At 55.6% G+C, this 24,846-nt stretch carries 29 protein-coding genes and 3 tRNA genes; 13 read left to right on the top strand and 19 right to left on the bottom strand.

Annotated elements, in window-relative coordinates; genetic code table 11:
* The first annotated feature begins 37 nt into the window (after nt 1-37).
* Nucleotides 38-115: transfer RNA gene (locus MV985_RS03830), tRNA-Pro, on the top strand.
* A 194-nt stretch (nt 116-309) separates the two neighbouring features.
* Here the strand turns inward: MV985_RS03830 and MV985_RS03825 are convergent.
* Nucleotides 310-387, bottom strand: a tRNA-Val gene (locus MV985_RS03825).
* Nucleotides 388-433: 46 nt separating this feature from the next.
* Nucleotides 434-1,228, bottom strand: a complete 795-nt coding sequence (gene dph5, locus MV985_RS03820) for a diphthine synthase (RefSeq protein WP_297463229.1) — start codon at nt 1,226-1,228, stop codon at nt 434-436.
* 101 nt (nt 1,229-1,329) lie between these two features.
* Between dph5 and MV985_RS03815 the strand changes: the two genes are divergently transcribed.
* The gene (locus tag MV985_RS03815) at nt 1,330-2,061 is read left to right on the top strand and encodes a helix-turn-helix domain-containing protein (protein ID WP_297462761.1); all 732 of its coding nucleotides are present in this window, start codon (nt 1,330-1,332) and stop codon (nt 2,059-2,061) included.
* On the opposite strand, the gene MV985_RS03810 is transcribed toward MV985_RS03815, so the two are convergent.
* A complete protein-coding gene (locus MV985_RS03810) occupies nt 2,058-2,846 on the bottom strand; it encodes a 4-phosphopantoate--beta-alanine ligase (RefSeq protein WP_297462753.1) in 789 nt (262 codons plus the stop codon). The two genes, MV985_RS03815 and MV985_RS03810, sit on opposite strands and share 4 nt — an antisense overlap.
* Before the next feature lie 44 nt (nt 2,847-2,890).
* Nucleotides 2,891-3,355, bottom strand: coding sequence for a hypothetical protein (locus MV985_RS03805; RefSeq protein WP_297462736.1), 465 nt, complete (start codon nt 3,353-3,355; stop codon nt 2,891-2,893).
* Nucleotides 3,356-3,476: 121 nt separating this feature from the next.
* Here MV985_RS03805 and MV985_RS03800 point away from each other — a divergent pair, with 121 nt between their 5' ends.
* Genes MV985_RS03800 through MV985_RS03790 form a run of 3 tightly spaced genes read left to right on the top strand, consistent with a single transcriptional unit; the run spans nt 3,477 to nt 5,876 of the window.
* Nucleotides 3,477-4,388 (top strand): MBL fold metallo-hydrolase, encoded by a 912-nt coding sequence (locus tag MV985_RS03800; protein WP_297462729.1) that lies wholly within the window; start codon nt 3,477-3,479, stop codon nt 4,386-4,388.
* 60 nt (nt 4,389-4,448) lie between these two features.
* Nucleotides 4,449-4,670, top strand: coding sequence for a hypothetical protein (locus MV985_RS03795; RefSeq protein ID WP_297462722.1), 222 nt, complete (start codon nt 4,449-4,451; stop codon nt 4,668-4,670).
* Between the two features lie 33 nt (nt 4,671-4,703).
* Complete coding sequence (locus MV985_RS03790; protein ID WP_297463226.1) at nt 4,704-5,876, top strand: nicotinate phosphoribosyltransferase; 1,173 nt, start codon at nt 4,704-4,706, stop codon at nt 5,874-5,876.
* 83 nt (nt 5,877-5,959) lie between these two features.
* Here MV985_RS03790 and MV985_RS03785 read toward each other — a convergent pair whose 3' ends face one another.
* The 3 genes from MV985_RS03785 to MV985_RS03775 form a co-directional block, all read right to left on the bottom strand.
* Nucleotides 5,960-6,163, bottom strand: coding sequence for a ferredoxin (locus tag MV985_RS03785; RefSeq protein WP_297462715.1), 204 nt, complete (start codon nt 6,161-6,163; stop codon nt 5,960-5,962).
* Between the two features lie 130 nt (nt 6,164-6,293).
* Nucleotides 6,294-6,830 (bottom strand): metal-sulfur cluster assembly factor, encoded by a 537-nt coding sequence (locus MV985_RS03780; protein ID WP_297462708.1) that lies wholly within the window; start codon nt 6,828-6,830, stop codon nt 6,294-6,296.
* Nucleotides 6,831-6,893: 63 nt separating this feature from the next.
* A complete protein-coding gene (locus tag MV985_RS03775; RefSeq protein WP_297462702.1) occupies nt 6,894-7,634 on the bottom strand; it encodes an ATPase in 741 nt (246 codons plus the stop codon).
* Nucleotides 7,635-7,738: 104 nt separating this feature from the next.
* Between MV985_RS03775 and bpsA the strand changes: the two genes are divergently transcribed.
* Both bpsA and MV985_RS03765 read left to right on the top strand, forming a co-directional pair.
* The gene (gene bpsA, locus MV985_RS03770; protein WP_297462695.1) at nt 7,739-8,794 is read left to right on the top strand and encodes a N(4)-bis(aminopropyl)spermidine synthase; all 1,056 of its coding nucleotides are present in this window, start codon (nt 7,739-7,741) and stop codon (nt 8,792-8,794) included.
* On the top strand, nt 8,791-9,471 hold the full coding sequence (locus MV985_RS03765; RefSeq protein ID WP_297462684.1) for a nucleotidyltransferase domain-containing protein: 681 nt from the start codon (nt 8,791-8,793) through the stop codon (nt 9,469-9,471). The genes bpsA and MV985_RS03765 overlap by 4 nt, the downstream gene beginning before the upstream one ends.
* Here the strand turns inward: MV985_RS03765 and MV985_RS03760 are convergent.
* The 5 genes from MV985_RS03760 to gcvT all read right to left on the bottom strand — a co-directional run bounded on the left by MV985_RS03760 (nt 9,457) and on the right by gcvT (nt 15,646).
* The gene (locus tag MV985_RS03760; protein ID WP_297462677.1) at nt 9,457-11,232 is read right to left on the bottom strand and encodes a hypothetical protein; all 1,776 of its coding nucleotides are present in this window, start codon (nt 11,230-11,232) and stop codon (nt 9,457-9,459) included. The two genes, MV985_RS03765 and MV985_RS03760, sit on opposite strands and share 15 nt — an antisense overlap.
* A 40-nt stretch (nt 11,233-11,272) precedes the next feature.
* The gene (locus MV985_RS03755) at nt 11,273-13,255 is read right to left on the bottom strand and encodes a S8 family serine peptidase (RefSeq protein ID WP_297462675.1); all 1,983 of its coding nucleotides are present in this window, start codon (nt 13,253-13,255) and stop codon (nt 11,273-11,275) included.
* Between the two features lie 208 nt (nt 13,256-13,463).
* A tRNA-Gly gene (locus MV985_RS03750) sits at nt 13,464-13,541 on the bottom strand.
* Between the two features lie 52 nt (nt 13,542-13,593).
* A complete protein-coding gene (locus tag MV985_RS03745; RefSeq protein ID WP_297462673.1) occupies nt 13,594-14,418 on the bottom strand; it encodes a DMT family transporter in 825 nt (274 codons plus the stop codon).
* Nucleotides 14,419-14,449: 31 nt separating this feature from the next.
* On the bottom strand, nt 14,450-15,646 hold the full coding sequence (gene gcvT / locus MV985_RS03740) for a glycine cleavage system aminomethyltransferase GcvT (RefSeq protein WP_297463223.1): 1,197 nt from the start codon (nt 15,644-15,646) through the stop codon (nt 14,450-14,452).
* A gap of 105 nt (nt 15,647-15,751) precedes the next feature.
* Here gcvT and MV985_RS03735 point away from each other — a divergent pair, with 105 nt between their 5' ends.
* Nucleotides 15,752-16,588 (top strand): universal stress protein, encoded by an 837-nt coding sequence (locus MV985_RS03735; protein ID WP_297462670.1) that lies wholly within the window; start codon nt 15,752-15,754, stop codon nt 16,586-16,588.
* A gap of 89 nt (nt 16,589-16,677) precedes the next feature.
* Here the strand turns inward: MV985_RS03735 and MV985_RS03730 are convergent, their stop codons facing one another.
* Nucleotides 16,678-17,265, bottom strand: a complete 588-nt coding sequence (locus MV985_RS03730; RefSeq protein WP_297462668.1) for a DUF99 family protein — start codon at nt 17,263-17,265, stop codon at nt 16,678-16,680.
* Entirely contained in the window at nt 17,262-17,576 is a 315-nt protein-coding gene (gene cutA, locus MV985_RS03725) for a divalent-cation tolerance protein CutA (RefSeq protein ID WP_297463220.1), read from the bottom strand. The genes MV985_RS03730 and cutA overlap by 4 nt, the downstream gene beginning before the upstream one ends.
* Nucleotides 17,577-17,644: 68 nt before the next feature.
* Between cutA and MV985_RS03720 the strand changes: the two genes are divergently transcribed.
* Nucleotides 17,645-17,920 carry an acylphosphatase gene (locus MV985_RS03720; protein ID WP_297462666.1) on the top strand — a complete coding sequence of 92 codons (276 nt, stop codon included), beginning with the start codon at nt 17,645-17,647 and terminating at the stop codon, nt 17,918-17,920.
* Here MV985_RS03720 and MV985_RS03715 read toward each other — a convergent pair.
* A complete protein-coding gene (locus MV985_RS03715; RefSeq protein ID WP_297462664.1) occupies nt 17,910-18,500 on the bottom strand; it encodes a regulator of amino acid metabolism, contains ACT domain protein in 591 nt (196 codons plus the stop codon). The two genes, MV985_RS03720 and MV985_RS03715, sit on opposite strands and share 11 nt — an antisense overlap.
* 102 nt (nt 18,501-18,602) lie before the next feature.
* On the opposite strand from MV985_RS03715, the gene MV985_RS03710 reads away from it, so the two are divergent.
* The 4 genes from MV985_RS03710 (at nt 18,603) to MV985_RS03695 (ending at nt 21,334) form a co-directional block, all read left to right on the top strand.
* The gene (locus MV985_RS03710) at nt 18,603-19,523 is read left to right on the top strand and encodes an ADP-dependent ribose-1-phosphate kinase (RefSeq protein WP_297463216.1); all 921 of its coding nucleotides are present in this window, start codon (nt 18,603-18,605) and stop codon (nt 19,521-19,523) included.
* Between the two features lie 57 nt (nt 19,524-19,580).
* Nucleotides 19,581-19,868: a hypothetical protein gene (locus tag MV985_RS03705; protein WP_297462661.1), complete on the top strand. Its 288-nt coding sequence runs from the start codon at nt 19,581-19,583 to the stop codon at nt 19,866-19,868.
* Nucleotides 19,869-20,002: 134 nt separating this feature from the next.
* Nucleotides 20,003-20,569 (top strand): transcription factor E, encoded by a 567-nt coding sequence (tfe, locus tag MV985_RS03700; protein WP_297462652.1) that lies wholly within the window; start codon nt 20,003-20,005, stop codon nt 20,567-20,569.
* 36 nt (nt 20,570-20,605) lie between these two features.
* Nucleotides 20,606-21,334 (top strand): DUF2110 family protein, encoded by a 729-nt coding sequence (locus MV985_RS03695; RefSeq protein ID WP_297463207.1) that lies wholly within the window; start codon nt 20,606-20,608, stop codon nt 21,332-21,334.
* On the opposite strand, the gene MV985_RS03690 is transcribed toward MV985_RS03695, so the two are convergent.
* The 4 genes from MV985_RS03690 to MV985_RS03675 all read right to left on the bottom strand — a co-directional run bounded on the left by MV985_RS03690 (nt 21,324) and on the right by MV985_RS03675 (nt 24,835).
* Nucleotides 21,324-22,670 carry a hypothetical protein gene (locus MV985_RS03690; protein WP_297462645.1) on the bottom strand — a complete coding sequence of 449 codons (1,347 nt, stop codon included), beginning with the start codon at nt 22,668-22,670 and terminating at the stop codon, nt 21,324-21,326. The two genes, MV985_RS03695 and MV985_RS03690, sit on opposite strands and share 11 nt — an antisense overlap.
* Before the next feature lie 59 nt (nt 22,671-22,729).
* Nucleotides 22,730-23,608, bottom strand: coding sequence for an Mrp/NBP35 family ATP-binding protein (locus MV985_RS03685; RefSeq protein WP_297462634.1), 879 nt, complete (start codon nt 23,606-23,608; stop codon nt 22,730-22,732).
* An 89-nt stretch (nt 23,609-23,697) separates the two neighbouring features.
* Complete coding sequence (locus tag MV985_RS03680; RefSeq protein ID WP_297462624.1) at nt 23,698-24,246, bottom strand: GNAT family N-acetyltransferase; 549 nt, start codon at nt 24,244-24,246, stop codon at nt 23,698-23,700.
* A gap of 40 nt (nt 24,247-24,286) precedes the next feature.
* The gene (locus MV985_RS03675) at nt 24,287-24,835 is read right to left on the bottom strand and encodes a hypothetical protein (RefSeq protein ID WP_297462615.1); all 549 of its coding nucleotides are present in this window, start codon (nt 24,833-24,835) and stop codon (nt 24,287-24,289) included.
* Nucleotides 24,836-24,846: the final 11 nt, after the last annotated feature.

Below are 24,846 nucleotides of genomic sequence, written 5' to 3'. Positions count from 1 at the left end.
GAAAAGCTTAATAAGGGACCCCCATCACTACCGCCGGGGGGCCGTAGGGTAGCTTGGCCCATCCTGCGGGCTTTGGGAGCCCGTGACCCGGGTTCAAATCCCGGCGGCCCCACCATAGCTTGCCTTCTGAAAAACCCAAGTCCAAGGAGGTTTGCTCATTAATTGACGTTTTTTGTCCCCCCAAGGCGTCCAGTCAGAACAGGCTGCAACTGCCCGAATGGCTTCTTCTACAGGATAAACCCCACCAGCGATATGTCACGAAAAAGGGTGCACGCCTCGTTACCGGTCCCGCATGAGAAATTTTTGTGTTGGTGGGCCCGCGGGGGTTCGAACCCCGGACCTCCGCCGTGTGAGGGCGGCGTCATAACCAGGCTAGACCACGGGCCCGTCCCGGGAATAGTGAGAGGAGGGAGAAATATAAAGCTTTCGCCCGCTAGGTTTCCTCCAGTATCTCCCTGGGCGCACCGGCGAACTCCACCAGATACTCCGCCTCGACTATGTGCAGCCTCCCCGGAACCACCATGACATGCGGCTGTTTCCCGAAGTCCTCGTTTATCATGTCCCTGACGTAGCCCGCCCTGAGCGTCGGGTTCAGAGAGCCGGCCCTCGCGAGGACAACAACGAGCGTGTCCGGGGTAAAAACATTCTGCCCCCTCATCTCCTCGACCTGAAGGAGTATCTCCATCGCCTCGTTGGCCGTCATGTAGCGGTTCTGGTCGGCCTTTATGTCGAGGAAGAGCATCGTATGAAGGCCCCTCTCCCTGTTCTCCCCTATCACGTCGTAGTGGCTCGTGGGGAACCAGTTCCTCTCGGGGTAAGCAACGGTCGCGCTCTTGCCGAACTTGTAGATGTGAAGCCCAGTTATCGCTATGGCGGAGTATATGCTGGGCGCGTGAATGACGTAGCTCTCGATTCCGGCCTTTTTGGCCCGTATCCTGAGATCGGAGTGCGTCGTCGCGACCATGGGATCTCCAGCGGTGAGGAAAGCCACGTCCCTGTCTTTTGCCTCGCTCAGGACGATCTTCTCGAAGTTGAGTTCCACCTCCTCCCTGTTCAGCCTCCGTATCGGCTTGCCTATAAGCTCCTCGATTCTGCCTATTGTCGTTCCCGCCAGCAGGGAGGTGTAGAACTCGGCAAAGACCACGTCGCATTTCCTGGCCGTCTCAAGACCCTTTAGCGTTATGTCCTTCTCATCGTAAAGTCCCAGTCCTATGAAGTATATCGCCATCTTCCCCACCGGGGGGTGTAGGCGGTGGCGTTTTTAAGCTTGAGGTCAATACATTAGGCAATTGCCGAAAAGCTTATAACGATTGACGAATACCCCTATCCATGCTTGAAAAGGAGAAAGAGGCTCTCGCAAAGAGGATCGCGGGAGAAATAACCCTCTCCTCCGATCCGGGCAAGACCATGCGCAAGTGGCGTGAGATATTCGGCATCAGTCAGACGGAGCTTGCCGACCACCTTGGAGTTTCTTCCTCCGTGATAAGCGACTACGAGGGCGGGAGGAGAAAGAGCCCCGGTGCTTCTACGATAAGGAAGTTCGTTGAAGCCCTCATCAGCATAGACGAGAAGCGCGGTGGCAACGTCATAAGGGCCTTCAGCAAGACCCTCAGCAGCGAGCTTCCCACAAGTGCCATTCTCGACATCAGGGAGTTCGCTCTTCCGGTCACGATAAAGGACCTCGTTGATGCGGTTAAGGGCGAGATAGTCGCCAACGCCCACCTCCTTGACAGAAAGATCTACGGCTACACCGTGGTTGATAGCATAAGGGCGATTCTCGAAATGAGCAGCGAGGAGTTTTTAAAACTCTACGGCTGGACTACTGAGAGGGCTCTCATCTTCACCAAGGTGACCACCGGCAGGAGTCCGATGATAGCGGTGCGCGTCCAGGGTCTCAAACCTGCAGTTGTAGTGCTCCACGGCGTCAAGAACCTCGACGAACTCGCAGTAAAGCTCGCGGAACGCGAGAGGGTTCCGCTTGTTGTGTCCCACGCCCCCAGTGAGGCCGAGCTGATATCGGGTCTCAGAAGACTGGTGGAAAAAACGGAGAGGGAGTTTTAGCTTTCGAGCTCCTTTTTCCTCCAGATTCCTTCCTCGGCAAGCTGAGTTAACCTGTCCCTCATGTGGACTAAAACGTCGCTCAGCGTCTTCCCGTTGTCGTACTCCTCGAGTATTTTCAGCAGCTCCTCCCGGCTGTAGTCCTTCATCTTCCTCGCGAGCTCCGTCATCCTGGGGTATGCCCTCACTATGTTGTCAACTATCGTTATGTCGGCCATCCTCGCCGAGCGGGAGAGCGGATTTAGGTCTATTGTTATCACGAACTTTCCCATTCCAACTAAAGCCTCGGTTCTATCGCCGTCCTCGAGCGGAACGACGACTACGTCGGCCCTCCATATCCCCTTCTCGTCCACCTTGCCGCGCTCGTGCTCTAAACCTGGGATTCTCTTCGTTGGGTTTATTCCGAGGAGTTCTATTTCGGGGTCGTACTTCCTGAGCTCCTCCGCTATGGCTCTAACGCGCTCCTCGGTGCGATAGAAGAGGTTTATCTCGAGCTTGGCGTTGAGCGTTTTGGCCAGCTCTATCGTTTCCTTTGGAACGAGCGCCGCAACGTTCCCGTTAACGGATATAACCGGGTGTTCCGCCAGGAGGAGCTTTGCCACCGCCGCCTTCATCGCCCTCTCTGCCGGCTCTATCGTCCTCTCGCCGATTATGTAGTCGAAGGCCTCGCCGCGACCGTGCGCTATAAGACCGGCCTTCGCTGTTATCCCCTTCTCCATGCCCTCGATTATCTTCTCCCGGTAGTACAGGCTCCAGTAGCGTGGATGACTCTTGGGGATCTCGACCATGGAACCACCGGGGGATGTTGCCGCGGAGAGCTATAAGACTTCCGTCACCACTGCCTGTTCCTGTCCCCGAAAAAGAACTTCATGAAACCTGAGAAGTCTTCCCCCCGAAAAGCGGCGTAAAGCTTCTGGGTCTCCTCGGGGGTGAGCCACTCGATGTGCTCTGGAATACCCTCCTCGAAGAGGTAGAGTATCTCGTCTCCCTTCCTCGCCACGTCGAGGGTGTATACCTTCTTCCCGTGCTCCAGGGCTATCCTTGTCTCATGAGCGACGAGGGATGTGAACCTGCCGATGACGGCCACCGCGACGAATATATCCGCTTCCGGGATAAGGTGGTCGGTTGTTTTGAGGCCGTAGTCAGAGGGGACAACGAAATTGTTAGAGCCAAGCTTCTCCTCGAGGAGCTCGAGGATCGCCTTCTCGGTGCGCGTGTGGTAGAGTATGGTGGGCTCGCTCAGGTAGACAAGCGGCCCATGGGTTTCCTTTTTCCTTCGCTTGAAGAATCCGAGCATTGAACCACCTCAGGTGGGGATAATGTCATCATCTCTCAGGAGGGATGACACTCATCATCGGCTGGTCATCATAGCGGGGAGGCTTTATTAAGGTTTAGGCTCAGCTCATACAGGTGATAGAATGCGCGTCATTCCCATCGCGAGCGAGAGTTTGGGAGTTAGAAGTCTAGCGACCTTCATCGAGGCTTCCGGCCTAAAAATCCTCATAGATCCCGGCGTCGCCCTCGGGCCGAAGCGCTATGGCCTCCCACCGGCCAGAATAGAGCTTGAAACCCTCCAGAAAATGAGGCGAAAGCTCCAGGGGTACGCGAGAAGGGCTGACGTTGTGATAATATCACACTACCACTACGACCACCACATGCCCTTTTTTGAAGGCCTCTACGAGAGTTCAAGCGAGGAATACGCGCGGGAGGTTTATCAGGATAAGCTCCTCTTCCTCAAACATCCCAAAGAGAACATAAACTTCAGCCAGAGGAAGCGTGCCTGGGCCCTTTTGAGAAACGCTGAACCGATAGCAAGGAAGATTGAGTTCACCGATGGAAAAACCTTCGACCTCGGAGGGGTTAGGCTTGAGTTCTCGCCAGCTGTCCCCCACGGAAGGGAAGGGAGTAAGCTCGGCTTCGTCGTGATGGTCCTCGTGGACGATGGCTCCCAAAGGATAATCCACGCAAGTGATATTCAACTGCTTAACAGGAAATCGGTGGAGTGGGTAGTCGAGAAGAACCCCGACCTGCTAATAACCGGCGGTCCTCCCACATATCTCGGAAAGCGCACCGAGGGGAGCTGGGAGACCGGGATAAAGAACCTGAACGAGATAATCCGCGAGACGAACGCTGAGATAATACTCGACCACCACATAGTGAGGGACAAACGCTATCAGGAGTTCTTCGATGAACTTGAGGTAAGGCCCAAAACCTTCGCCGGTTACCTGAGGATCGGGGATAGGCCACTGGAGGCCTACAGGAGGGAACTCCACCGGAGGGAAAAAGGGGAAAGGGTGAATCTTCCGTTCCTGTCGGATCGGCTGGAGTAAGTGATCCTCTGGTCATTGCTGTCCAGGGAGTTTTATAGGGGCCGGGACTGAGGGGAAACCATGTCGTGCGATTCCAGGCGAAGAAAGGCATTCCAGGGAAGTCTGATGACCCTCGCCATTGGAATGATAGTCTACGCCCTCTGGAGCGGGAGATACTCAATAGGGGCCCTGGCCGTTGTTCCGGCAGTGCTCTTCGTCTACGCTGAATGCGGTTCACTGCCCTTCGACACCTGTGACGTTGAGGATGGCGACGCAACATTCTCACTCAAGCGAAAGCCTTAAGCCTTCACCTCCAAACTCCCTCCGGTGGTGGAGATGGGGGACTTTTACATAGCCCACGAAGGAGACATAAAAGCCGGAAGGACGACAGACGTCTACTTCCTGAGGACGAAGAAAATCCTCGAGGAGAAAGGGGTAAGGAAGAAGGTCTTCGCAGACGTGGCGACTACTTCTTTGCCGCATGGCTGGAAGTGGGGGGTTTTAGCGGGAATAGAGGAGGTCGCAAAACTCCTCGAGGGCCTTCCCGTCAACGTCTACGCGATGGCCGAGGGGACGATCTTCCACCCCTACGAGCCGGTTCTCCAGATAGAAGGATTCTACGAGGAGTTCGGGATCTACGAGACGGCCCTGTTGGGAATGTTAAGTCAGGCGAGCGGGATAGCCACCGCTTCCCTAAGGGTGAAGATGGCCGCCAACTTCAAGCCCGTCTACTCCTTCGGGATAAGGCACATGCACCCAGCAATAGCTCCAATGATAGATCGCTCGGCCTTCATAGGCGGCTGCGACGGTGTTTCCGGCATTCTCGGAGCCGAGATGATCGGAGAAAAGCCCGTCGGAACGATGCCACACGCGCTCATCATAACCGTCGGCGACCAGGTGACGGCCTGGAAGTACTACGACGAGGTCATGCCGCCGGAGGTTCCGAGAACCGCCCTGGTCGATACCTTCTGCGACGAAAAGTTTGAATCGCTGGTGGCCGCCGAGGTCCTGGGCAGGAGGCTCGACGCGGTCCGCTTGGACACGCCGGGCTCCAGGAGGGGCAACTTCCGAAAAATCATCGAGGAAGTCCGCTGGGAGCTCAATTTAAGGGGCTACGACTGGGTGAAAATCTTCGTCTCGGGGGGCCTAAACGAGGAAAGCATAAGGGAAATAGTGGACGTGGCCGATGCCTTCGGAGTTGGCTCTGCCATAGCGAGCGCCAAACCGGTGGACTTCTCCCTCGACATAGTGGAGGTGGAGGGAAAGCCACTAACGAAGCGTGGAAAACTCAGCGGAAGAAAGCAGATCTACCGCTGCGAGAACGGTCACTACCACCGCGTCCCGGCGGACAAAAAGCTCGAAAGGTGTCCCATCTGCGGGGCAGAGGTTGAACCGCTCCTGAAACCTCTCATAGAGAATGGCGAGATAGTTGCAGAGCTTCCTAAAGCGAGGGAGATAAGGGAATATGTTCTGGAGCAGGCGAAGAGGTTCGAGCTAAAGCTCGAGTGACAGTTTTTCTGTTTTTGTTTTCAGCAATCCACGACAGTAAAGGACGCGGAGAGAAGGGGTAGCGGGATAAGGAAAAGGAGGCTTCAAACCTCCTCTATGTAAATGCAGCTGACCGGGCAGGCCTCTGCTGCCTCCTTGGCACAGTTGTAGAGGTTCTCATCCTCGATTATCTCAACGACCGGGTGGCTCTTTCCGTCGTCTCCCATCTCGAAGACGTCCGGGCAGAGGCTGGCACAGATGGCATCTCCGATACAAACATCCTGGTCAACCCTAACCTTCCACGCCATGGAACATCACCGGGTTTAGATGAACTCCGGCGAATATAAACTTTTCGTCGCAGAATAGAACGCTCAACGGCGAGAATTAGGGAAAATGGGAAGACGCTGGGCGTCGGTGTACAAAGAAATGCAGGATGGATCAGTAGAGGCCGAGTTTCTTCTTGTACTCCGGGCTTATCATGTCCGGGCTCCACGGCGGATCAAAGGTGAGCTCTATCTCCGCGTCCTTAACCCCCGGGATCTCGAGTATCTTGTCCTCTACAGCCCTGAGAATCCACATCGTCATCGGGCAGCCTGGGGTGGTCATCGTCATTTTTACATAAACCGTGTTGTCGGGCCTTATCTGAAGGTCATAGATGAGCCCGAGGTTAACCACGTCAACCCCTATCTCCGGGTCTATGACCTCCTTGAGCTTCTCCAAGATGAGCTCCTTCGTGAGCTCGACGTTCTCACCCTCGCTGGTTTTCTCCTCGCGCTCGCGGTTTATCGTTATCAAACCGACGCCCTCGAGCTTTCCAATCTCCGAGTGGAGCCTGATGAGAACGTTGTCCAAATCAGGAGTGTCCTTCGCGAGGGTCACCGTTACGTTACCCTTCCCATCCACCTCTATGGATTTGACGAACTTCTCGTCAACGATGTCCTTAACGACCCTTTCAACGTCTTCCTTCGTGACCATTGTTCACCACCTGGCCGGAGTTGGGGAATACAATTTTAAACCTTTTGGGTCAGAAGTGAGTAGTCAGGGCGAGAGAATGTCGAGTATCAGATCTTCGGCTATTTCGGGCGTTATCGCCCTTGCCCGCAGCTCCCTCAACACCCTCTGTATGGCGAAGCGCCTCACCGACGGGGCTTTTCTAAAGGCCTCCCTGAGGAGCGGGCAGCCGAATTTGAGGTCGTAGTTCCCACCGATGAGCTCGATTATCTCCGCCTTGTCGAGAGCCAAAAAGGCCGGAAGGTTGAGGGTCACGAGGTCTCCGGAGCGGTAGATTGAGATCAGGCCCGAGCTCAGGAGATCACCGGAGGCGAGGATTCTTATTCCATTTTTTCGAGCGTAGTCCTCGACGGCCTTCATAACCATGGAGTGACATCTGCCACATATGGGCGCTCCCTTCTCCATCTGGGCGGTTATAACCTCGAGATAACCGGGAATCTCCACGAAAACCGCCCCCTCGTCTCTAGCCCTTTCGATCACGCTCTCCTTCATCTGGGGGAGTTTTGCGGTAACGGGAACGACATCAAACCCAGCCCACCTGAGGATCTTGAGGGAGGCTGTGCTATCGGAACCGGCCGAGAAGGCGAGAACCATTCTCACGCCTATTGGAGAGCGATCAAAGTCCTTTCCGGTCAGACGGTACTCGACGAGATCCCTAAGGCGAGAATAGGCTTCCTCCCCAATTTCTCCCCTGACCCCCTCAAGGGCTTCGAGGTTGTACTCAAGGCGGTACCTCTTGATAAAATCATCCTTCACCGGGCCGATCATGAGGATAGGAGGGAGTGAGGATTATTAAACCTGACGCCGGGAAAAACCTTAAAAAAAGCCCGACCTACCCCGCTCACGAACGAAATCCTTCTGGAGGTGCTGCTATGGAGGAGATAATCGAGAGGGTCAGGGAGAAGACGAGCATTCCTGTTTACGAGAGGACTATCGAGAACGTTCTGAGTTCGATCCTCGCTAGCGGCGATGTCTGGCGCATCGTTGATCTCAGCGAAGAACCCCTCCCGCTGGTCGTGGCCGTCATAACTGCACTCCATGAACTCGGTTACGTGACCTTCGATGGCCCGAACGTCGTCCTGACCGAGAGCGGGAAGAGACTCGTGGAGGAGTACGGGATCGGCGCGAGAAGGGACTACACCTGCCCCCACTGTGCCGGAAGGACCGTCGAGCTTTCAGCATTCAGCGACCTGCTCGAGCAGTTCAGGGAGATCGTCAAGGACCGCCCGCAGCCGAAACACGACTTCGACCAGGCCTACGTTACCCCCGAGACAACCGTCGCGAGGATTGCCTTAATGCACACCAGGGGAGACCTCGAGAACAAGGAGGTCTTCGTCCTCGGGGACGACGACCTGACAAGCATAGCCCTCATGCTCTCCGGCCTGCCAAAGAGGATCGCGGTTCTCGATATTGACGAGCGCCTTGTCAGGTTCATCGAGAAGACCGCCGACGAGCTTGGCTACGAGAACATTGAGATGTTCACCTTCGATCTGAGGGAGCCACTTCCTGACTACGCCCTCCACAAGTTCGATACCTTCATCACCGATCCGCCCGAGACCGTTGAAGCGATAAGGGCCTTCGTCGGCAGGGGAATAGCGACGCTCAAGGGACCGGGACGCGCGGGTTACTTCGGCATAACGAGGCGCGAGAGTTCTCTCGATAAATGGCGCGAGATTCAAAAGCTGCTCCTCAACGAGTTCGGCGTTGTTATAACCGACATCATCAGGAACTTCAACGAGTACGTTAACTGGGGTTATGAGGAGGAGACGCGCGCCTGGAAGCTCCTTCCGGTCAAGGTCAAGCCCTCTTACAACTGGTACAAGAGCTATATGTTCAGGATTCAGACCCTCGAAGGTTCGAAGGGCTTTGAGGACAGGATAGAGGTCGGTGACGAGCTCTACAACGACGAGGAAGCGTCGACCACATGATAGCCCTTGTCGACTGCATAAGGAAAAATCTCGGCCGGGTTCCCGGCCTTTATTCCCTAATCCTCTACGGTTCCCTGGTTAGAGGAGATTACATCCCCGGAACGAGTGACGTTGACTTCTTCGCAGTTCTTGAGGACGGTATCGAGCCGGAGGAGGTGCTTTCAAAACTACAACCTGTTCTTGAGGAGTGCACCAGATCCATACAATCCGTTGAGGTCGACATGGCATGGGAATGGCTCTCAAACCTCCGTGACCCCCTCAACCTTGGCTATCCCTACAAGTTCCTGACGGTTTACCAGGCAGACTTCAGGGAGAACCACTTCGTGGTTCTCGGTGAGGATGTAGTCCGGCTCCTGCCCCAATACCGGGTTGAGGAGATACTTCCCAGAAGGCTGGATGACATTCTAAAGAACCTCGAGCGCTTCTCGGAAAATCCAAAGATGCTCCATATCCTCGCGGGCGAAACCGCCAGGCTGATGGCTTTCCTTCACGGCTCAAGCCTCAGAAAGTGGGACGTCCTTAGAAAACTCGAAGAGCTTGGCGATGGCGAGGCGGTAGAAATCTATCGCTCGTACCTTGATGGAAGGAAAACAGAGCTTGATAAGGAGTTTTTAGCTGAGTTTGTGCTATCAAGGGTGGAAAAACTGAGAAAGGAGCAGGGCTTACTTTCCCCTTGACTTCTCCGCCTTCTTAGTCCGCCTTCCTCTCCAGGCCACGACGGCCGCGAGGGCTATCAAGAGGACCCCCGTACCGATGTAGATGTATGCAATCCCTTCGCCTTCCCTGGAGGGTTCTACGGGGCGAAAGCCGTTAACTTCGTAAGCCCCGATCGAGAGCGGACTTCTACCGGGGTATATCACCACGTAACCGTCGAGGTCGTCCGGCCGAATCCCGTTGGTTGAGTTGCCGATGTAGGTCGAGTTCTCAATGAGCAGAAACGTCGCGTTGGCGAGTACCACCGTTCCGTTTTTCACCCTCGGTTCAGGGATATCAGCGTAGAGAAGCCTCCGAAGGAAAGAGACTCCCCTCCGATAGATCCCGATATCAGTGAGGTTTGCCTCCTGGAGGGCCCAGAGAACCCTCGCCGTGGAGGTTATGCCCGCTATCGAGCCCTGAGTATACGGAAAGGCCCCGTTCGGATACTGTCTCTCCTCAATTATCTCCAGCGTTTCGTTGAGTTCCCGATCCCTGCCAAACTCCCGGAAGACAATGACAGCGTGGGCGAAGTAGTAGGTGGGAACGCGGTAGTAGACGGGGTTTCCTGTCTTCGGGTCTCTAGTGGAGAGCATCCAGGTGAGGTTCCTTGAGAGGTAATCCAGGGATCGGGAGTAGTTGTAGCTCACGTTGAGGTTCCTGAAGACCCAGACGACGTATTCCGTGTTGTAGAAGTCTCTCCAGACGCCGTTTTTGTTGGTGGAGAGCAGGTGGCTGATCTCCTTCGAGTAGTCCTCCCCGAGGAGTGCCTTCACCCTCGCCGTTTCGGCGACCTGCCACGGGAGCAGTTTCGAGAGGTTCCCGGGCAGTTGGGGTTTCCTGCCGCACATCAGGTAGTAGTCCGCCAGGACCACCCTCTCCCAGTCCGCTGTCGGGCGAACCTTCGAGAGGTAGGGGCAGGCTATCGGACGAAGGTTCTCAAAGCCCTTTATTTTGGAGACACTCAATAAATCGAGGACACGGTAGTGGAGCGTTCCCCAGAAGCCGAAGTGCTCCCTCTGGAGGAGCTCCTCGCGGTACTTCTCGTTTCCCGTCGCGTAGAGTGCCATGGCTATCGCGACGGTATCGTTGAAGTTCCCCTCGAGCTCAACCCTGTCACCAAGGTATGCTAGCGCAAAGGCCCGATAGGCCCTCAGGTCCCCCTCCACCTTCATCCTTTTGAGCTCGTCCTTTTTCCCAAGCGCCATGTATCCGAAGATCTTTTCCTCGTCGTTCTTGGGTTGTGCAGCCATCAACCAGCCGGTAGCCCGGCTTAGGGCCTCCTCAACCTGCTTTTCAAAGCCGGTGAGGTTCTCGAGTATGTAGCCACTCCTGAACTCCTTCAGGGCTATAAGCGCCAGAGCGGTATCGAGGTAATCATTCCACGAGCCGTCGGGATTCTGGGTGTAGACCAGCCAGTAGGCGGCGTTGTTTATGGTGTGAATATACCTGCCCCGGGCTATGTTCTCCCCGCGCATGAGGGCCAGCATTGCCATTGCTGTGTGCTTCGCCTCGTGCTCCTCGCCGTACTCGTAGCCCCACGAGTCGAAGGGTGTCCTTATCTCCATCAGCCACTCGCAGCCCTCCAGAACCCGCGAGTAATCGCCGGTTTTGTAAAGGGCAAGAACAGAGAAGGCCGTGTCCGGAACGGTCGGGGAATAGACGTAGGGCTCGATTTTAGCCGATACCTGAACCGGTGACGCGATGAGCAGTATAAACAGCCCGATTGAGAGAAGCCTCTTCATTCAAACCACCCCGGGGGGAAAAGAAAAGGGGGTTAAAAAGTCATCCGTAGTAGACCCTGGCAACGAGCTGGTAACTGGCGCTGTTGTAGTAGGTGTCGTAGGCGTAGACGACAAAGTACCAGGTTCCGGGAGCGGGGTTGCTGTACTCCACGTGCTCGCTCGAGCCGTAGTTCTCGGAACGGTCAACCAGGTTCTGGTTGTTGTCGTAGAGGTAGAGGTCGAGGTCATCGTAGCTGCTGCCGGTGAGGTCGCCGGTGATCTTGGTGGCGCCGCTGCCGACGGCCATCTGGTGGACGTTGTAGTCGTGGTACTGGACGCTTCCGGTGAATGTCTTCTCGTCAACGGTGGGCTGGCTTCCTCCATCGCTACCGCCGTTGTCCCCGCCACTCGGCTGGCCGAGTGAGCCGTCGCTTACCACATCAACCTGGTAGTTGGCCGAACCGCTGTAGCTGACGACCTTTATCGTCCAGGTTCCATCAGCTGGGTTGTAGTAGCCGACCTTTTCGAAGCCGTAGTAGGCGGTGTAGGAATAGTCAACCTGGTTGCCGTTCGGGTCGTAGAGGTACAGATCGAGGTCGCTCTGGGAGTTGTCCCAGTAGAGCGTTGCCGTGATAAAGGAAGCACCGCTCACCGTGAACTGGTGGCTCTCCTGGCCCTTGCTGGCAACCGAGCCGGTGAAGGTGAGCCTGGAGAGGTCATCGTAGTACGCGGCCTTGTAGGCGTTGACCCTGCCGGCACCGTAGGCGATGTCGGCTATTTCATCGGGCTTGACGATATCGGCGGTCTCTATGAGGGCCATCTTGACCTTGTCCGGGCTCCAGCTCGGGTGGGCCTGGAGGATGAGGGCGGAGATACCCGCAACGTGCGGGGTGGCCATTGAGGTTCCGGGAGCCGCGGTGTAGTAGTCGTTTATCGGCTGCCCCATGCTGGTTCCGCTGGCGCGGGCGGCTATGATCCAGTTGCCCGGAGCGACGACCTCGGGCTTGAGCCTGTTGTCGGCGGTCGGTCCCCTGCTGGAGAAGTCGGTTATGACGTCGTTCTTGTCAACGGCACCGACGGTGATGACCTTGCTGGCCGCTGCCGGTGAGCCAACGGTGTACTTGTCGGGTCCGCTGTTTCCAGCGGCAACACAGACGACTATTCCAGCATCCCAGGCCCTGTTAACGGCCTGGCTGAGGGAGTCGCTTCCGTCCGAACTCTGGGAGCCGCCGAGCGAGAGGTTGATGACCCTTATCCCGTACTTGTCCTTGTTCTGAACCGCCCAGTCAACACCGGCTATGATGTCGGAAACGCTGCCGCTTCCCTCCCCGCTGAGAACCTTTATTCCAACGAGCTTGGCACCTGGGGCCATTCCTTTATACTTGCCGTTGCTCGCCTTTCCGGTTCCGGCGGCTATGCTGGCGACATGGGTTCCGTGACCGTTGTCGTCGTAGGGACTTGAGCGATCGTTAACGAAGTCCTTCCATCCGATGACCTTGCCCTGCAGGTCGGGGTGGGAGGCATCAATTCCAGTGTCTATTATACCTATGGTGATTCCGGAACCGTCGTAGCCGAGGTTCCAGAGGTTGGTGGCCATAACCTGGGCGGCCGACTCATCGAGGCCCTCGGTGTCAACGGCCACCTTAATCGCGTAGTCCTCCTGGATGAACTTTATGCCGGAGAGGGTGCTCTTTCCAAAGAAACCGGTGTCTATCATCCCTGCAATCGCCAGGAGATCCCTTACCTTTATCTTCACCGCAACCGCGGGAATGATCTCGTAGGTGTACTTCACTTCCGCACCCAGGAGCTTCAGTATCCTGACGGCCCTGTCCCTGTCCTGGGGATTGTCGAACATTATAACGGTGCTTATTTCCTGATTCCAGTTCATCCCCTGGACCTTCTTGAAGAGGCCCGGTGTTAACAGCCCGTAGTCCTTTTCAACCTGCACGGTCCCTGTCTGCGGCTTGATGGGTACTGCCGCAGTCGTTCCCGCCATCAGGCCAACAAGAAACAGGGCAACCAAAACTACCTTCCACCTATTCATTCTCCAACACCTCATTCTAGTGGGGGATTCCAGCATTCCTCCGGGTATAGAACCCATCATCCCGGGACATGAGTGTACATGGATATATAAGCCTTTCGAGTGCTGAAAGAACGGGAGACGATGCAAAGAGAGTGAGTTCATGAAAGCTAGAACGAAGAAACATGCCAGAATGTAACGGTGGAACCGTTTATCAGCATCGGCAGAAGTTTGGTGCGGTGGCCGGGATTTGAACCCGGGTTACCGGCTTGGGAGGCCGGTGTCCTGGACCAGGCTAGACTACCACCGCACTGTCCAGCCCGCTGATAAATAATCAGTCCGGACTTTAAAAGCTTTACTTTTCAGGCACTGCTGAGCAGAATGCCCCCGACTATCATTGTCAGCCCGATGACGGTCGCGGGTGCTATGTTCTCGCCGACGATGAGGGAAATGAAGACGAGGCTCAGAAAGGGCACGAGGTAGGCTAAATTCGAGGCGAACGTCATGTCATCCTCAATGGCTCTGTACCAGAGGAGAAATGTAACACCCATCTCAAAGAGGCCGACGTAGACCGCTCCGATAAGGCCCTCAATAGGTGGAACCGCAAGCCCCCCTGAGAGCGCGAGAACAGACAGGATATAGATGAACCCGAAGAGGAAGTTCCAGAAGGTCTTCTCGACGGGTGGCCGCTCGTCCCTCAGGTTCAACAGCCAGTAGGTGGCCCATATAACCGCACTTCCGAGTCCAAGGGCAACTCCGATTGGATCCGAAAAGTTCAGGTCGGTTAAATCTCCTTTCGTGGCCACGATAAATGCCCCAAAGAAGCCAAGTGAAAGCCCGGCGATCGTCCTTAACCTTACCCTCCTTCCAAGGAGGGGGATCGAGAGGAGAACCAGTATCAGCGGCCAGGTGTAGTTGAGTGCCTGCGCCTCCTGGGCCGGAAGCCGATCGTAGGCCGAAAAGAGGAGGAGGTAGTAGAGGACAATCAGAAAGCCGAGGTAAGCGGAGCGGAGGTTCTCCTTTCGCGAAGAGAACTCGCAGGAGTGGGGAAGGCCTAAAACGATCAGAGAGGTTAATAGGGCGTAGAAGAGCAGCTGAAATGGTGTTAGATGCCTCAGGGATAGCTTGAAGGCGCTCGCGACGGTTGACCAGAGGAGCACTGCGAGAACGGCGTGCTTTTTGGACATGGAGAAAAAGAGAAGTTGAAGCTTTAAAAATTCACTCCTCCCTGAAGGCCCCATACTTCTTGGGGTCATAGAAAGGTGGAGCAACCGTTACGGCCTTCTTTGCCTTGCCCCTTATCTCTATCTCCAGCTCGACGCCGGGCTTGGCGTACTCCTCCTTCACGAAGGCCATTCCAATGCCTATACCGAGGAGAGGTGAGAGGGTTCCGCTCGTGACTTCGCCGATGGGCTCGCCGTTGGCAAGAACGCGGTAGCCCTCCCTCGGAATGCCCTTCTCGACCATCTTGAAGTGGACGAGCTTCCTTCCCAAACCGCGCTCCCTCTGCTTCAGCAGGGCTTCCTTTCCTATGAACTCCTTGTCCCAGAATATGGCGAAGTCAAGGTTTGCCTGGAGGGGGGTAACCTCGTCTATATCTGTACTGAGGAGCTGTAGTTCTTTCGTCTCGTTGCCGTAGAGCGTGTAACCGGCTTCAAGCCTGAGCGTATCGCGAGCTCCAAGACCAGCGGGCTTTATGCCGTACTTCTTGCCAGCTTCAAGGATTCTCCCCCAGACGTGGAGGGCCTTTTCCGGTTTTCCTCTCTTCGATGGGTCCGGATGATAGGGGTTGGCATCTTCGAAGTAGACCTCAAAACCGTTCTCGCCGGTGTAGCCGCTCCTGGAGAGGAGCATCCTGATTCCATCGAGCTCAACTTCCTTCGCCTGGAACCACCAGAGATCGTTGATGTCTATTCCGAAGAGCTCCTTGGCGAGATCCCTCGCCTTCGGCCCCTGTACTGAGAACATGACCATGTCGTAGGTCTTGTTTTCAATCTCGAGGTCGAGCTCGCCAAACTTTTCTATCCCGCGCTTTAGCGCGTTGAACCAGGCCTCGAGCTTCTCGAAGGCGTCGCTGTCACAAACCATCATGTAGGTGTCGTTCCCGAGGTTGAAAACTAAAGTCTCGTCCTTAACCGCTCCGCGCTCGTTGAGAACCAGCGTGTAGGTTCCGCTTATTGCAGGGGGCTTGCTTATGTCGTTGGTCGTTACGTACTGGAGGAACTCCAGGGCATCTTTACCTCGGAGGATGAACTCGCCCATGTGGGAAACGTCGAAGATTCCGACGCCGTTTCTAACCGCAAGGTGCTCCTCCTTTATGCTGGAGTACCAGATGGGCATCTCCCAGCCGGCAAACTCCTCAACCTTTTTTGCGTGTTCCTTATGCCAGTCGAATAGGTGTACCCTTTTGGCCATGGACATCACCGTTAAAACTTCAATCAGAGCGTTATAACCCTTTCCGCCAGGGGGCGCGAGGAAAACATAATAAGCGGCCACCAACAATTTAAGGTGGGTGGTGTTATGTTCGAGAAAGTTCTCTACCCTACTGACTTCTCGGAGGTTTCCCTCCACGCGCTCAGGAACTGCATCCCAAGGCTCGCGGCACTGGGGGTGAAAAAGCTCTATCTCATCCACGTCATTGATATAACCGTTGCGGAGCTGGAGGCCCTCGAGCTCGAGGAGGTTTACAGAAAGAGGCTGGAGGAACTGGCGGAGGAGCTGAGGGAGGGGGGAATAAAGGCGGAGGCCATTGTGCGGCTGGGAATACCCTCACTGGAGATCTCCGAGACCGCTGAGGAGAAGAACGTGGATCTTATAATCATTCCCAGCGCTGGAGAGAACATCTGGAGGCGCATGTTCCTCGGTAGCACCGCGTCTAACCTAGCCAGGGCCACGAGGAGACCGGTTCTTCTTCTGAGATACATCAAAACGGACGACGGCTTCCGGCTCCCCCTTGACTGCGGGGATATATTCAAAAGGCCCCTCGTAGCCCTCGATTTCTCGGAGTGCTCTAATAAAATAGTTCAGGTGGTCAAAAAGTTCGAGGAGCTAATCGAGAAGGGCATCCTCCTCCACTCGGTTGACTACGGCAAGTTTGAGGAGCTGGAGCAAAACATCGAGACGGCCAGGAAGAACCTTGAGGAAATCGCCCGGGGACTGGATGCCAGGTTTGAGATCGAGATCACCGTCGGAATAGCAAGTCAGGCCATAATAGGGACCGCCATAGCTAAGGATTCGACCCTGATAGTCATCGGAAAGAAGGGTAGGAGCGTCATAAAGGATATCCTCCTGGGAAGCACGGCGGAGAGGGTTATCAGGGACTCAAAGCTTCCGGTTCTCCTCGTGCCGTGTGGTTGACCTCAGACTGGAACGGCTTCATCACCGATCAGTAGCTACCCTGTTGCCATCATCGGTCGCCCCTTCATTTTTCTCCTGGGCTTATAAATCTACTCCCTCGTGCTCTCCCCGGTCATCACGGCGCTCGCCACCATGTGGGCCAGCCTCAGGGGTTCGGGTGTCAGACCCGTCCTCGTGGTGACGCGGACTATCTCAGCCGCTGTTCTTCCGTCAACGCCGACCGTCTGAAGGTAGAGCCTGCCAGGGATCATCTCAAGCAGGGGAGGGGCCCTTCTGAGTAATTCAACCCTCTCCTCCCAGTCGGGAAAGTGCCTCTTCAGGGCGAGTTCCATGGCCGTTATGTTGGGCCTCTTACGAACGACCACGATGACCGGAAGACCCGTCTCCCGGTTGACCCTCCCAACGTCCACGACGTTGAAACCCGCGTAGGTTATCCCCTTGAGCATTATGACCCGCAGGTCCCTGAAACGCGAGCCGATCACAGCGTCAACAATCTTTTCGGTGGCGTCGGTTCCATCCACGGCTATCCAGCGCGAGAGGACGCCGACCACTTCCTGAGAACCCTTCATGACGACGCCGATGAGGATCGTATTCCCCCGGGTGAGTTTGGAGGAAAAGGAGAAGGTACCGTCGTCGAAGCCGACGACCCTTATCCCGGGCTTGACCTTCCGTATCATCCGAAGAGCACCCGCGCCATCCACTCGGAGTATTCGCGATTGAGCTTGTCCAGGTCTATCCTCGCTATGAGGGGAACCTCGTAGGGGTGGAGCTCCCTTATGGCCTCCCTGAGTTCCTTCCACCTGCTCACCTCGGTCTTGAGTATGGCCCCCACTTCCTTTCCTTCCTCGATCTTCCCCTCCCACCAGTACATCGCCTCGTGCTCGCGGAGGTTGGCGCAGACTATGAGCTTCCTCTCGAGGAGCTCCCTGACTATCTTTCTGGCGCTTTCCCAGTCCGGAAAGGTGGTGTAGACGAATATCGCCTCCATTGGTCTCACCGGAAGGGGCTCGACGGATAAACTTAAATCGGTTGCGGGGTAATGAATGGGGGATGGGTATGGCAAGGGTTAGGGCTCATCTGAGGATTCACGGGCGCGTTCAGGGCGTTGGTTTTCGCTCGAGAATGCATAGGGAAGCCAAGAAGCTCGGCCTGGCCGGGTGGGTGAGGAACCTGCCAGACGGGACCGTTGAGGCCGTGGTGGAGGGGGAACCTGAGAGGGTGGAAACCATAATAGGCTGGGCCCATCAGGGACCCTCCGGGGCCAGGGTAACAAAGGTGGAGGTACGGTGGGAAGAGCCGGAGGGTCTGAGGGACTTCCGGATTACAGGCTAGCCATCTTCTCTATCAGTATTCTCTTGGGGCAGTACTTGACCTCACAGAAGTTGCAGACGAGCTTTTCCTTGTCCTTCTCGGGGGTGTGGAGTATGAGCTTCCTGAAACCCTCCATCTCCTTGATCTTCATGAACACCTCCACCGGCAGGGTTCCGTCAATGACAATGTAGAGCTTTGCCGGTTCTTCGCGGAGGTTCCTGCTGAAGACCTCCATGACCGGAACCCCGTTCCTGTGGAGAAGGTTCAGAACCTCCGAGAAACCCTTCAGATACCTGTCCTTGTCGAGCTCGATCTCCAGAACCTCCCATCCCATGAGCGGGGCGACGTCAATGAGGCTGGGCAGGGGGTTGAGCTTCTCGAAGATGAGCTTTAGGGGATAGGTTTTCTCAATGTACTCGATGGTGTGATAGATTATCTTTCTGTTGACGCCGATTACCCTTGCCAATTCGCTTATCGGGACCTCAACGTTCCGCAGGTAGATCCTGCCGTTTTTAACGCTGAGACCGTTCTCAAAGAGGAATTCGGCCACCTTTTTCCTGGCCGGATAGTTCTTGAAATAGGCCTCTAGTATGAGCATCATCTTTGTTCACCTCTTACTCATATGTGGGTAGGAGTGGATATTTAAATCTTTCCCCGCGGAAGGTTAATTAAGGGAAAGGACCAGTTCTTACGGGTGTTCGGGATGGGGGATCTCGACGTGATAGGGATTGGAAACCTGAACTACGACATCATAATGCTCGTGGACAGGTTCCCGGAGTTTCACGAAAAGGTTAACGCCAAAGAGGCCCACTTCGGTCTCGGCGGTGCTGCTGCAAACACGATAACGTGGCTGGCCAGTTTTGGACTGAAGACCGGCTACATCGGGGCGGTTGGACGGGACGAGATAGGCGAAGCCCACCTCTCCTTCTTCCGGAGGATGGGCGTTGACACCGGGGGCATCAGGGTTGTTGACGCGCCCTCGGGAGTGGCGGTCGCGATGGTTCACGGTGATGACAAGAGGATAGTGAAGTATCCCGGGGCCAACCTCTTCAAGGAGATTGATCCGGACTACCTGGGCAGGGCAAGGCACGTCCACCTTTCCTCCAATCCGATCGAGACGATAGAGAAGGCCATCAACCTGGCCGATGAGAGGGGCATAACCACCTCGCTGGACATAGGTGAGGCACCCCTCCGGAGGGAGGTGGAGGAGAGGGTTGATTACCTCATGATGAACGAGGACGAATACCGGAGGAAGTTTGGCTCCCTCGATCCATTCCTCTCGCGGGCGAAGAACCTCGTCATAACTCTCAACGGAGGGGGAGCCCTCATACGTGACAGCCAGGGTAACGTCCAGGAAATAAGGGGGTTGAGTGCGAAAGTTGTGGACTCAACGGGAGCCGGCGATGCCTTCGACGCGGGGATCATCTACGGTGCCCTTCACGGCTGGTCCCTGGCAGATTCCGCCAGACTGGGAATGCTCCTAGCCTATCTGACCGTTCAGAAGGTTGGGGCCAGGAGCGCTGTGGTTTCTCTGGATGAGGTAAAGAGACTCGCCAGGGAACTCGGGATGAACCTCCCCTTCGAAAACGGGCCCGCCCGAAACGTTCGGGAACAGAAACCTTAAAAGTTCGTCCCCCAAGAGCCGTAGGGAGCCAAGAACCATCGACCGGAGGTGGAGTCATTGGAGATCATAGTTGACAACTTCAAGCCGAAGATCACCCGCCCGTTCCGGAGGAAGAACGAGTACTGGGTCAAGCTCATCCTTCCCGATGGGGAGGAGTACATAATGAAGTTCAAGACCCCACTGGAGGCAGAAGATGCCATCTACGGGATGCTGGACGATCTTCAGGTCTACGGGGGAAAGGTCAGACTCAAGCTTCGCGAGGGTAACGTCATCGAGAATATCGAGGTTCTCGAGCTCTACAAACCCTCGGCGAAGGAGCTCCTCAACGAGTACTTCACGGATTAACTCTCAATGTTCTTTTCTGTCTACCGGCGTTGTAAATCTGACAAAAACCTATATATAGTCCGGAGTACATAGTTAACCATTGGATAAACACAGGATCCTCAATCCAGGGTTCCAATTCTCAGGGGGTCGTGAACGTGGCAAGGAAAAAAAACAAGGAGCTCATAGACCTCGCCATGGAACTTGGCGGGGAAGAGGCGGTCGAGGTAATCAAAGCTCTGGAAAAAAAGAAAGAAGCAACCGACGAGGAACTTGCCGAGACGACTGGGATCCGAGTCAACACGGTAAGAAAGATTCTGTACACCCTCTACGACCACGGACTGGCCGAGTTCAAGAGAATACGGGATAAGGAAACCGGATGGTATTACTACTACTGGCGCCTTGACACGAAGCGCCTTCCCGAGATAATACGTGCCAAGAAGATGGCGGAACTAAAAAGGCTCAGGGAGATGCTGGAGGAGGAAACCGGCGAGATCTACTACCACTGCGGAACACCCGACCATCCGAAGCTGACCTTTGACGAGGCTATGGAGTACGAGTTCCAGTGTCCCATATGCGGGAAAATGCTCATGCAGTACGACAACACCCGGGTGGTCGAAGACCTGAAAAGGCGCATCGAGGAGCTGGAGATAGAGCTCGGCCTGAGAAAGAAGTCCCGGAAGTCCGGCGGAAAATCCAGATCCAAAAAGAAAGGGTCGAATTGACTGTTAACGACATGAGGAACTTCGGGGATGATCGGAATGGAGGAAATCGTTATTCTTGAGAAGGTTTACGGGGACAGAAGCGGTTTTCTTAAGCTCGACAGGAAGCTCAGATCCCTCCTGGGCGATCTGGATGTTGAATGGAAGCTCTCTGCAACGACCAAGAACTGGGTTAGGGTCTCCCTCAAGGGGGAGGATGAAGAGATCAGCGCCAACCTCATCAGAGAGGAGTTCGGTGAGGTTCCCTACAGCCTGAAGAACGTAAGGGAAGGAGAAACCTATCGCGGACGGTTCATAGATCTCGGTAAAGTTGGCTACGGGATCTACGTTGACATCGGAATCTTCCGTCCCAGGCCCAAGGATGCCCTCCTGCCGCTCTACTACCTGAAGGAGACCTTCGGCGAGATGCCCGTTCGTGAGATGATATCCAAGTTCGGCTGGGTGGACAACCTCCCCGTTGAAGTCACCGTCACACGGATGGAGTTCGGTGCCAGAGAAGTCGAACTGGCCTTCAGCGAGAACCAGCTGAGGCGTATAAGGGAGTGGCTGAGCGATGGCCACGACAAGCTCTTCATAGCCGGAACCATCAGCGAGAACGTGGAGAGGGCTCTCATCGAGACGGGTCATGGAAGGGACGTCAAGCGCATTGAGGAACTTGGCCTTATGGAAACCCTGCTCGTTCTCAAGAAGGGAACTCAGGCCCCTGGCATAATAAAGGAGATAGGGCCGAGACTCAAGGGGGCCCTGATAGGGGCGATTAAGTTCTAGCCAGCCCGCTCAGGAGCCTTACCGCCAGGGCGGAGAGGATGACGAAAACGTGCGGAATGAGCGATGACACCGCGAGGGAGAGGGGCAGGTAAATGGCCGCGGAGAGCATGAGAAACGGGGTATGTCCCCTGGTCCCGACCCTTCTCCCCCCTCTGGCGAGAACGTAAACTATCGTCCCCAGGCTCAGCCCGCTGTCGAGAATGAACCTGCCCGGGTTTGTGTTTAACGTCCATTCCATGATTCCGAGATTGGGGAAGGCCAGGTACAGCACCAGCGTCCCCCCCACTGTCATGAGAAGGTAGATGTGGTTTCTGAAGTGCCTTCCCGGAAAGGTAACCGCGAATACTATCGGGATGAAGACGAGGTAGGGGTTCACGGCTATCGCCAGCAGGGTGAAAAGCGAGAGGAGGACCGTCTGGAGAAACACCCTTCCCGGTGGAAAGTTGAGGTTGGTTATCATCGCGAGGGTTACCATCAGGGCCGTCAGGCCGAGAACTTCGCCGTTTATACTAGAGACCATTTCCCTGAACAGCGGGGCAGAGAAGGTCAATCCAAAGATCAAAAACCCGAGCTCGCGACTTTTCCTGGGGGCAAGATAAAAGGACAGCGAGATGACCAGGAGCAGGAAAACCCAGTGGGCGGCGGTCAGGGTCTCCTCCAGGGGGGGTACAACGCGAAAGACCGCACCCATGATGGCGCTGAGGGGGGATTCTGCGGATCCGCCCGCGGCAAAGGTCAGGGCGGAGAGAAGCTGGCGCAGAAAGGTCTCACCCAGGGGCAGACGGGGGGAGAGCAGGTACCAGAGGGCGTAAAGGGAAAGGGTCAGCAGGTAGAACTTCCCGGCGTGGCTTCCATCCCTGCCGAGAAAGACCGAGAAGATGAGTGCAATGACCAGAACGGTGAGTAGGAAGGTGATCAACATCATCCTGGAGGGATTCCAGAGATCCCTGAAGGCCTCCTCGGTAAGGTATATGTTGTCCTCTGAGCCGGTTATGAGAACCGTGTTGTTGAGGACGATTACGGAGGGGCGGAGAGAAGCGTTCTCGGGGAGACCCGTTCTCTTCCAAAGCGATGCCATGAGCTCGTTGTCGTAAACGTTGCCGACCAGAACTATGGTGTCCCTTCCGCGGGGCTTCACGGTGGCCAGTCTTTCGTCCACGTAGTAGGCCCAGCCCCTGGCCCAGTCCTCGTCCCCCGGGACCACCGTGTAGGACGAGCTGGAGTTGAGAAAGTCCCGGAAAGCTTCCCGGTCGGGATAGTACAGAAGCCTCCCCGCGTGAACCGTGGGGGCCGTGAGAAGAAGGATGAGCGCGATTAGAACCGGGGCCTTCCTCATGCTCTCCCTCCCGGGGGGATACCCGGAAGGGGTTAAAAAGTTAATGCAGTCTGGAGAGTTCACTCCCCTCCCTTTATTTCCCCGAGCTTCTTTACCAGCTTTTCAGCAATCTCCATGAAAGCCTTGGCCGCCGGCGTGTCCTCATAGAGGACTATCGGAATTCCCGCATCGCTCGCCTCCCGGGCCTTCAGGTCTATGGGGATCTGCCCAAGGAAGTCCACGCCCTCCTTCTCGGCGAGCTTCTTACCGCCACCCTTTCCAAAGAGGTCTATCTCCTTGCCGCAGTGCGGGCAGATGAGGTAGCTCATGTTCTCGACGACCGCTATGTATGGCACTTCCATCTTCTTCATCATGTTGACGGCCTTTCCGGTGTCAAGGAGTGCTACATCCTGCGGGGTTGTGACCACTATCGCGGCATCCAGCGGGATGCTCTGGGTGACGGTAAGTATCTCGTCGCCGGTTCCTGGCGGGAAGTCTATTATCATGAAGTCCAGCTCGCCCCACTTGACGTCGCCGAGGAGCTGCTTTATGGCCTTTGTCACGAGGGAACCACGCCAGATTATGGGCTGGTCTTCCGGAACCAGGAAACCCATGCTCATGACCTTTATCGGGGTGACCTGTCCGAGGAAGTCGTTCATCGGCGGTATCATCTCGAACCTGCCGTCCTCGGTCTTCTCAGCCAGAACTTCCGCCCTGTCAACGCCGAGCATCTTGGCGACGTTCGGGCCGTGTATGTCTGCATCAAGGATTCCGACGAAGTAGCCCTTCTTCGCGAGGGCCGCGGCAAGGTTTACGGCGACGGTGCTCTTTCCAACGCCGCCCTTTCCGCTCAGGACGGCTATCTTGTACTTCCACTTCTTCTGCTTCTCCTTTATCCTCTCCGTGAGCGGGTCCGCGCCGAGACCACCTACGTTGAGCGTTGGGGCCTTGATCGTCATCTTTCAGCACCTCCGATCGGCTTTGGTTGGTGGGCTTAAAAGCTTTGCCCGAATAGTTGCCAGCATTACCCAGATATGCATAAAAAGGATCAGCGTTTCTTTCGGAGGACGTGCAGGGGATACCGGAGAACCACGTAATCCTCAAATCGCTCAAACTCCACGAAGCCCCTCCTTTTGAAGTAATCGATGGCCTCGGAGTCCGCCGGGGAGATTATAAAGGGGCACTTGTTCTGCTTTCTCACATGGGAGACACCGTGGAGAAGCATGCTGATGCCGTAGCCTTTACCCCTGGGACAGACCAGGAAAAAGGTCAGGAGAACGGCGTTCTTTCGCCGTTTCATTTTCTCGGAGACCCATGGGAGATTTTTTCGCGAGAGCCCGTAGGAGATGGCGAGGGTGGAGACTATCTCACCGCTCTCTCTCGATCGTCCGAGGTAGAACTCGTCAAATTCCTCCCTGATCCGCCACCTGAGAACGTCTTCGTAGGCCTCTCGAAACGCATTCCAATCGCCAACGGGAGGTTTTCTATCCCCCCAGCCGTGAATGGGGTATGTTCCACCCGTGCATGTGTAAACCTTGAATGCGAACCTCAGCAGTTCTTCGAAGATTTCATTCGGATTGACCCTGGTTATTATCATGAACCCACCCTAAAAATATTAGGCGAGGGGCTAATAAACATTATCCCCGCGCATGTTTCATGGAGTAGCCGTAGACCAGGCCGAGCCTGTTGGCCGCGTAGACCATTCCTATTACCACCACTACGAGGCCAAGTGCCGCTATCGCCGGCTGGCCGACGAGACTCAGCATCAGGCCAACGAAGATTCCACCCGCGGGTTTTTCGAGACCGGCCTCCGGCAGGGCCTTTCCAATGTCATGGAGGGTGAGACTGAGAACCGCTATGGCAAGGGCGTCCATCAGTACCGCCAGAAAGCTCCCCCAACCGAAGAATCCGAATATCGTGAGAAAAGCGCTGGTCGCTATTATTATACCCCCGCCCGCGTACTTGCCCTTCCTAGTCGTCCGGTAGAGGCAGAACAGCGAATAGGCGAGGAGCAGTTTCGTTATGCCCCAGTAGAGGTCGAGAACGGGTAATGGCTCTCCAAGGTAGCCGAAGAGCATCATCAGGAAGTAGAAAAAGCCCATAGCGACGCCGGTTGAAAGCCATCGGATGCACTTCGGATTTTTCAGTATCGCCCGCGATTCGATGTAGAAACCGGTGCTCGTCATGGAATCACCTC

It is taken from the genome of Thermococcus sp., from assembly GCF_027012695.1.
Taxonomy (GTDB): domain Archaea; phylum Methanobacteriota_B; class Thermococci; order Thermococcales; family Thermococcaceae; genus Thermococcus.
The sequence above is the reverse complement of the archived record's forward strand: the minus strand, read 5'-3'. Positions and strand labels throughout refer to the sequence as shown.

Bases quoted from the DNA above. Each gene is read 5' to 3' on its own strand.
- MV985_RS03675 (WP_297462615.1), bottom strand. From the start codon at position 24,835: ATGACGAGCACCGGTTTCTACATCGAATCGCGGGCGATACTGAAAAAT.
- MV985_RS03775 (WP_297462702.1), bottom strand. From the start codon at position 7,634: ATGATCGGCCCGGTGAAGGATGATTTTATCAAGAGGTACCGCCTTGAG.
- MV985_RS03785 (WP_297462715.1), bottom strand. From the start codon at position 6,163: ATGGCGTGGAAGGTTAGGGTTGACCAGGATGTTTGTATCGGAGATGCC.
- MV985_RS03800 (WP_297462729.1), top strand. From the start codon at position 3,477: ATGCGCGTCATTCCCATCGCGAGCGAGAGTTTGGGAGTTAGAAGTCTA.
- MV985_RS03755 (WP_297462675.1), bottom strand. From the start codon at position 13,255: ATGAATAGGTGGAAGGTAGTTTTGGTTGCCCTGTTTCTTGTTGGCCTG.
- MV985_RS03760 (WP_297462677.1), bottom strand. From the start codon at position 11,232: ATGAAGAGGCTTCTCTCAATCGGGCTGTTTATACTGCTCATCGCGTCA.
- MV985_RS03780 (WP_297462708.1), bottom strand. From the start codon at position 6,830: ATGGTCACGAAGGAAGACGTTGAAAGGGTCGTTAAGGACATCGTTGAC.
- MV985_RS03730 (WP_297462668.1), bottom strand. From the start codon at position 17,265: ATGATACGGAAGGTCAAGCCCGGGATAAGGGTCGTCGGCTTCGACGAC.
- cutA (WP_297463220.1), bottom strand. From the start codon at position 17,576: ATGGAGGCGATATTCGTCTACACCACCTTTCCGGACTGGGAAAGCGCC.
- MV985_RS03715 (WP_297462664.1), bottom strand. From the start codon at position 18,500: ATGATGCTCATACTAGAGGCCTATTTCAAGAACTATCCGGCCAGGAAA.
- MV985_RS03710 (WP_297463216.1), top strand. From the start codon at position 18,603: ATGGGGGATCTCGACGTGATAGGGATTGGAAACCTGAACTACGACATC.
- MV985_RS03745 (WP_297462673.1), bottom strand. From the start codon at position 14,418: ATGTCCAAAAAGCACGCCGTTCTCGCAGTGCTCCTCTGGTCAACCGTC.
- MV985_RS03790 (WP_297463226.1), top strand. From the start codon at position 4,704: ATGGGGGACTTTTACATAGCCCACGAAGGAGACATAAAAGCCGGAAGG.
- MV985_RS03680 (WP_297462624.1), bottom strand. From the start codon at position 24,246: ATGATAATAACCAGGGTCAATCCGAATGAAATCTTCGAAGAACTGCTG.
- gcvT (WP_297463223.1), bottom strand. From the start codon at position 15,646: ATGGCCAAAAGGGTACACCTATTCGACTGGCATAAGGAACACGCAAAA.
- MV985_RS03765 (WP_297462684.1), top strand. From the start codon at position 8,791: ATGATAGCCCTTGTCGACTGCATAAGGAAAAATCTCGGCCGGGTTCCC.
- MV985_RS03805 (WP_297462736.1), bottom strand. From the start codon at position 3,355: ATGCTCGGATTCTTCAAGCGAAGGAAAAAGGAAACCCATGGGCCGCTT.
- dph5 (WP_297463229.1), bottom strand. From the start codon at position 1,228: ATGGCGATATACTTCATAGGACTGGGACTTTACGATGAGAAGGACATA.
- MV985_RS03810 (WP_297462753.1), bottom strand. From the start codon at position 2,846: ATGGTCGAGATCCCCAAGAGTCATCCACGCTACTGGAGCCTGTACTAC.
- MV985_RS03815 (WP_297462761.1), top strand. From the start codon at position 1,330: ATGCTTGAAAAGGAGAAAGAGGCTCTCGCAAAGAGGATCGCGGGAGAA.
- MV985_RS03720 (WP_297462666.1), top strand. From the start codon at position 17,645: ATGGCAAGGGTTAGGGCTCATCTGAGGATTCACGGGCGCGTTCAGGGC.
- MV985_RS03795 (WP_297462722.1), top strand. From the start codon at position 4,449: ATGTCGTGCGATTCCAGGCGAAGAAAGGCATTCCAGGGAAGTCTGATG.
- MV985_RS03685 (WP_297462634.1), bottom strand. From the start codon at position 23,608: ATGACGATCAAGGCCCCAACGCTCAACGTAGGTGGTCTCGGCGCGGAC.
- MV985_RS03735 (WP_297462670.1), top strand. From the start codon at position 15,752: ATGTTCGAGAAAGTTCTCTACCCTACTGACTTCTCGGAGGTTTCCCTC.
- MV985_RS03695 (WP_297463207.1), top strand. From the start codon at position 20,606: ATGGAGGAAATCGTTATTCTTGAGAAGGTTTACGGGGACAGAAGCGGT.
- MV985_RS03690 (WP_297462645.1), bottom strand. From the start codon at position 22,670: ATGAGGAAGGCCCCGGTTCTAATCGCGCTCATCCTTCTTCTCACGGCC.
- bpsA (WP_297462695.1), top strand. From the start codon at position 7,739: ATGGAGGAGATAATCGAGAGGGTCAGGGAGAAGACGAGCATTCCTGTT.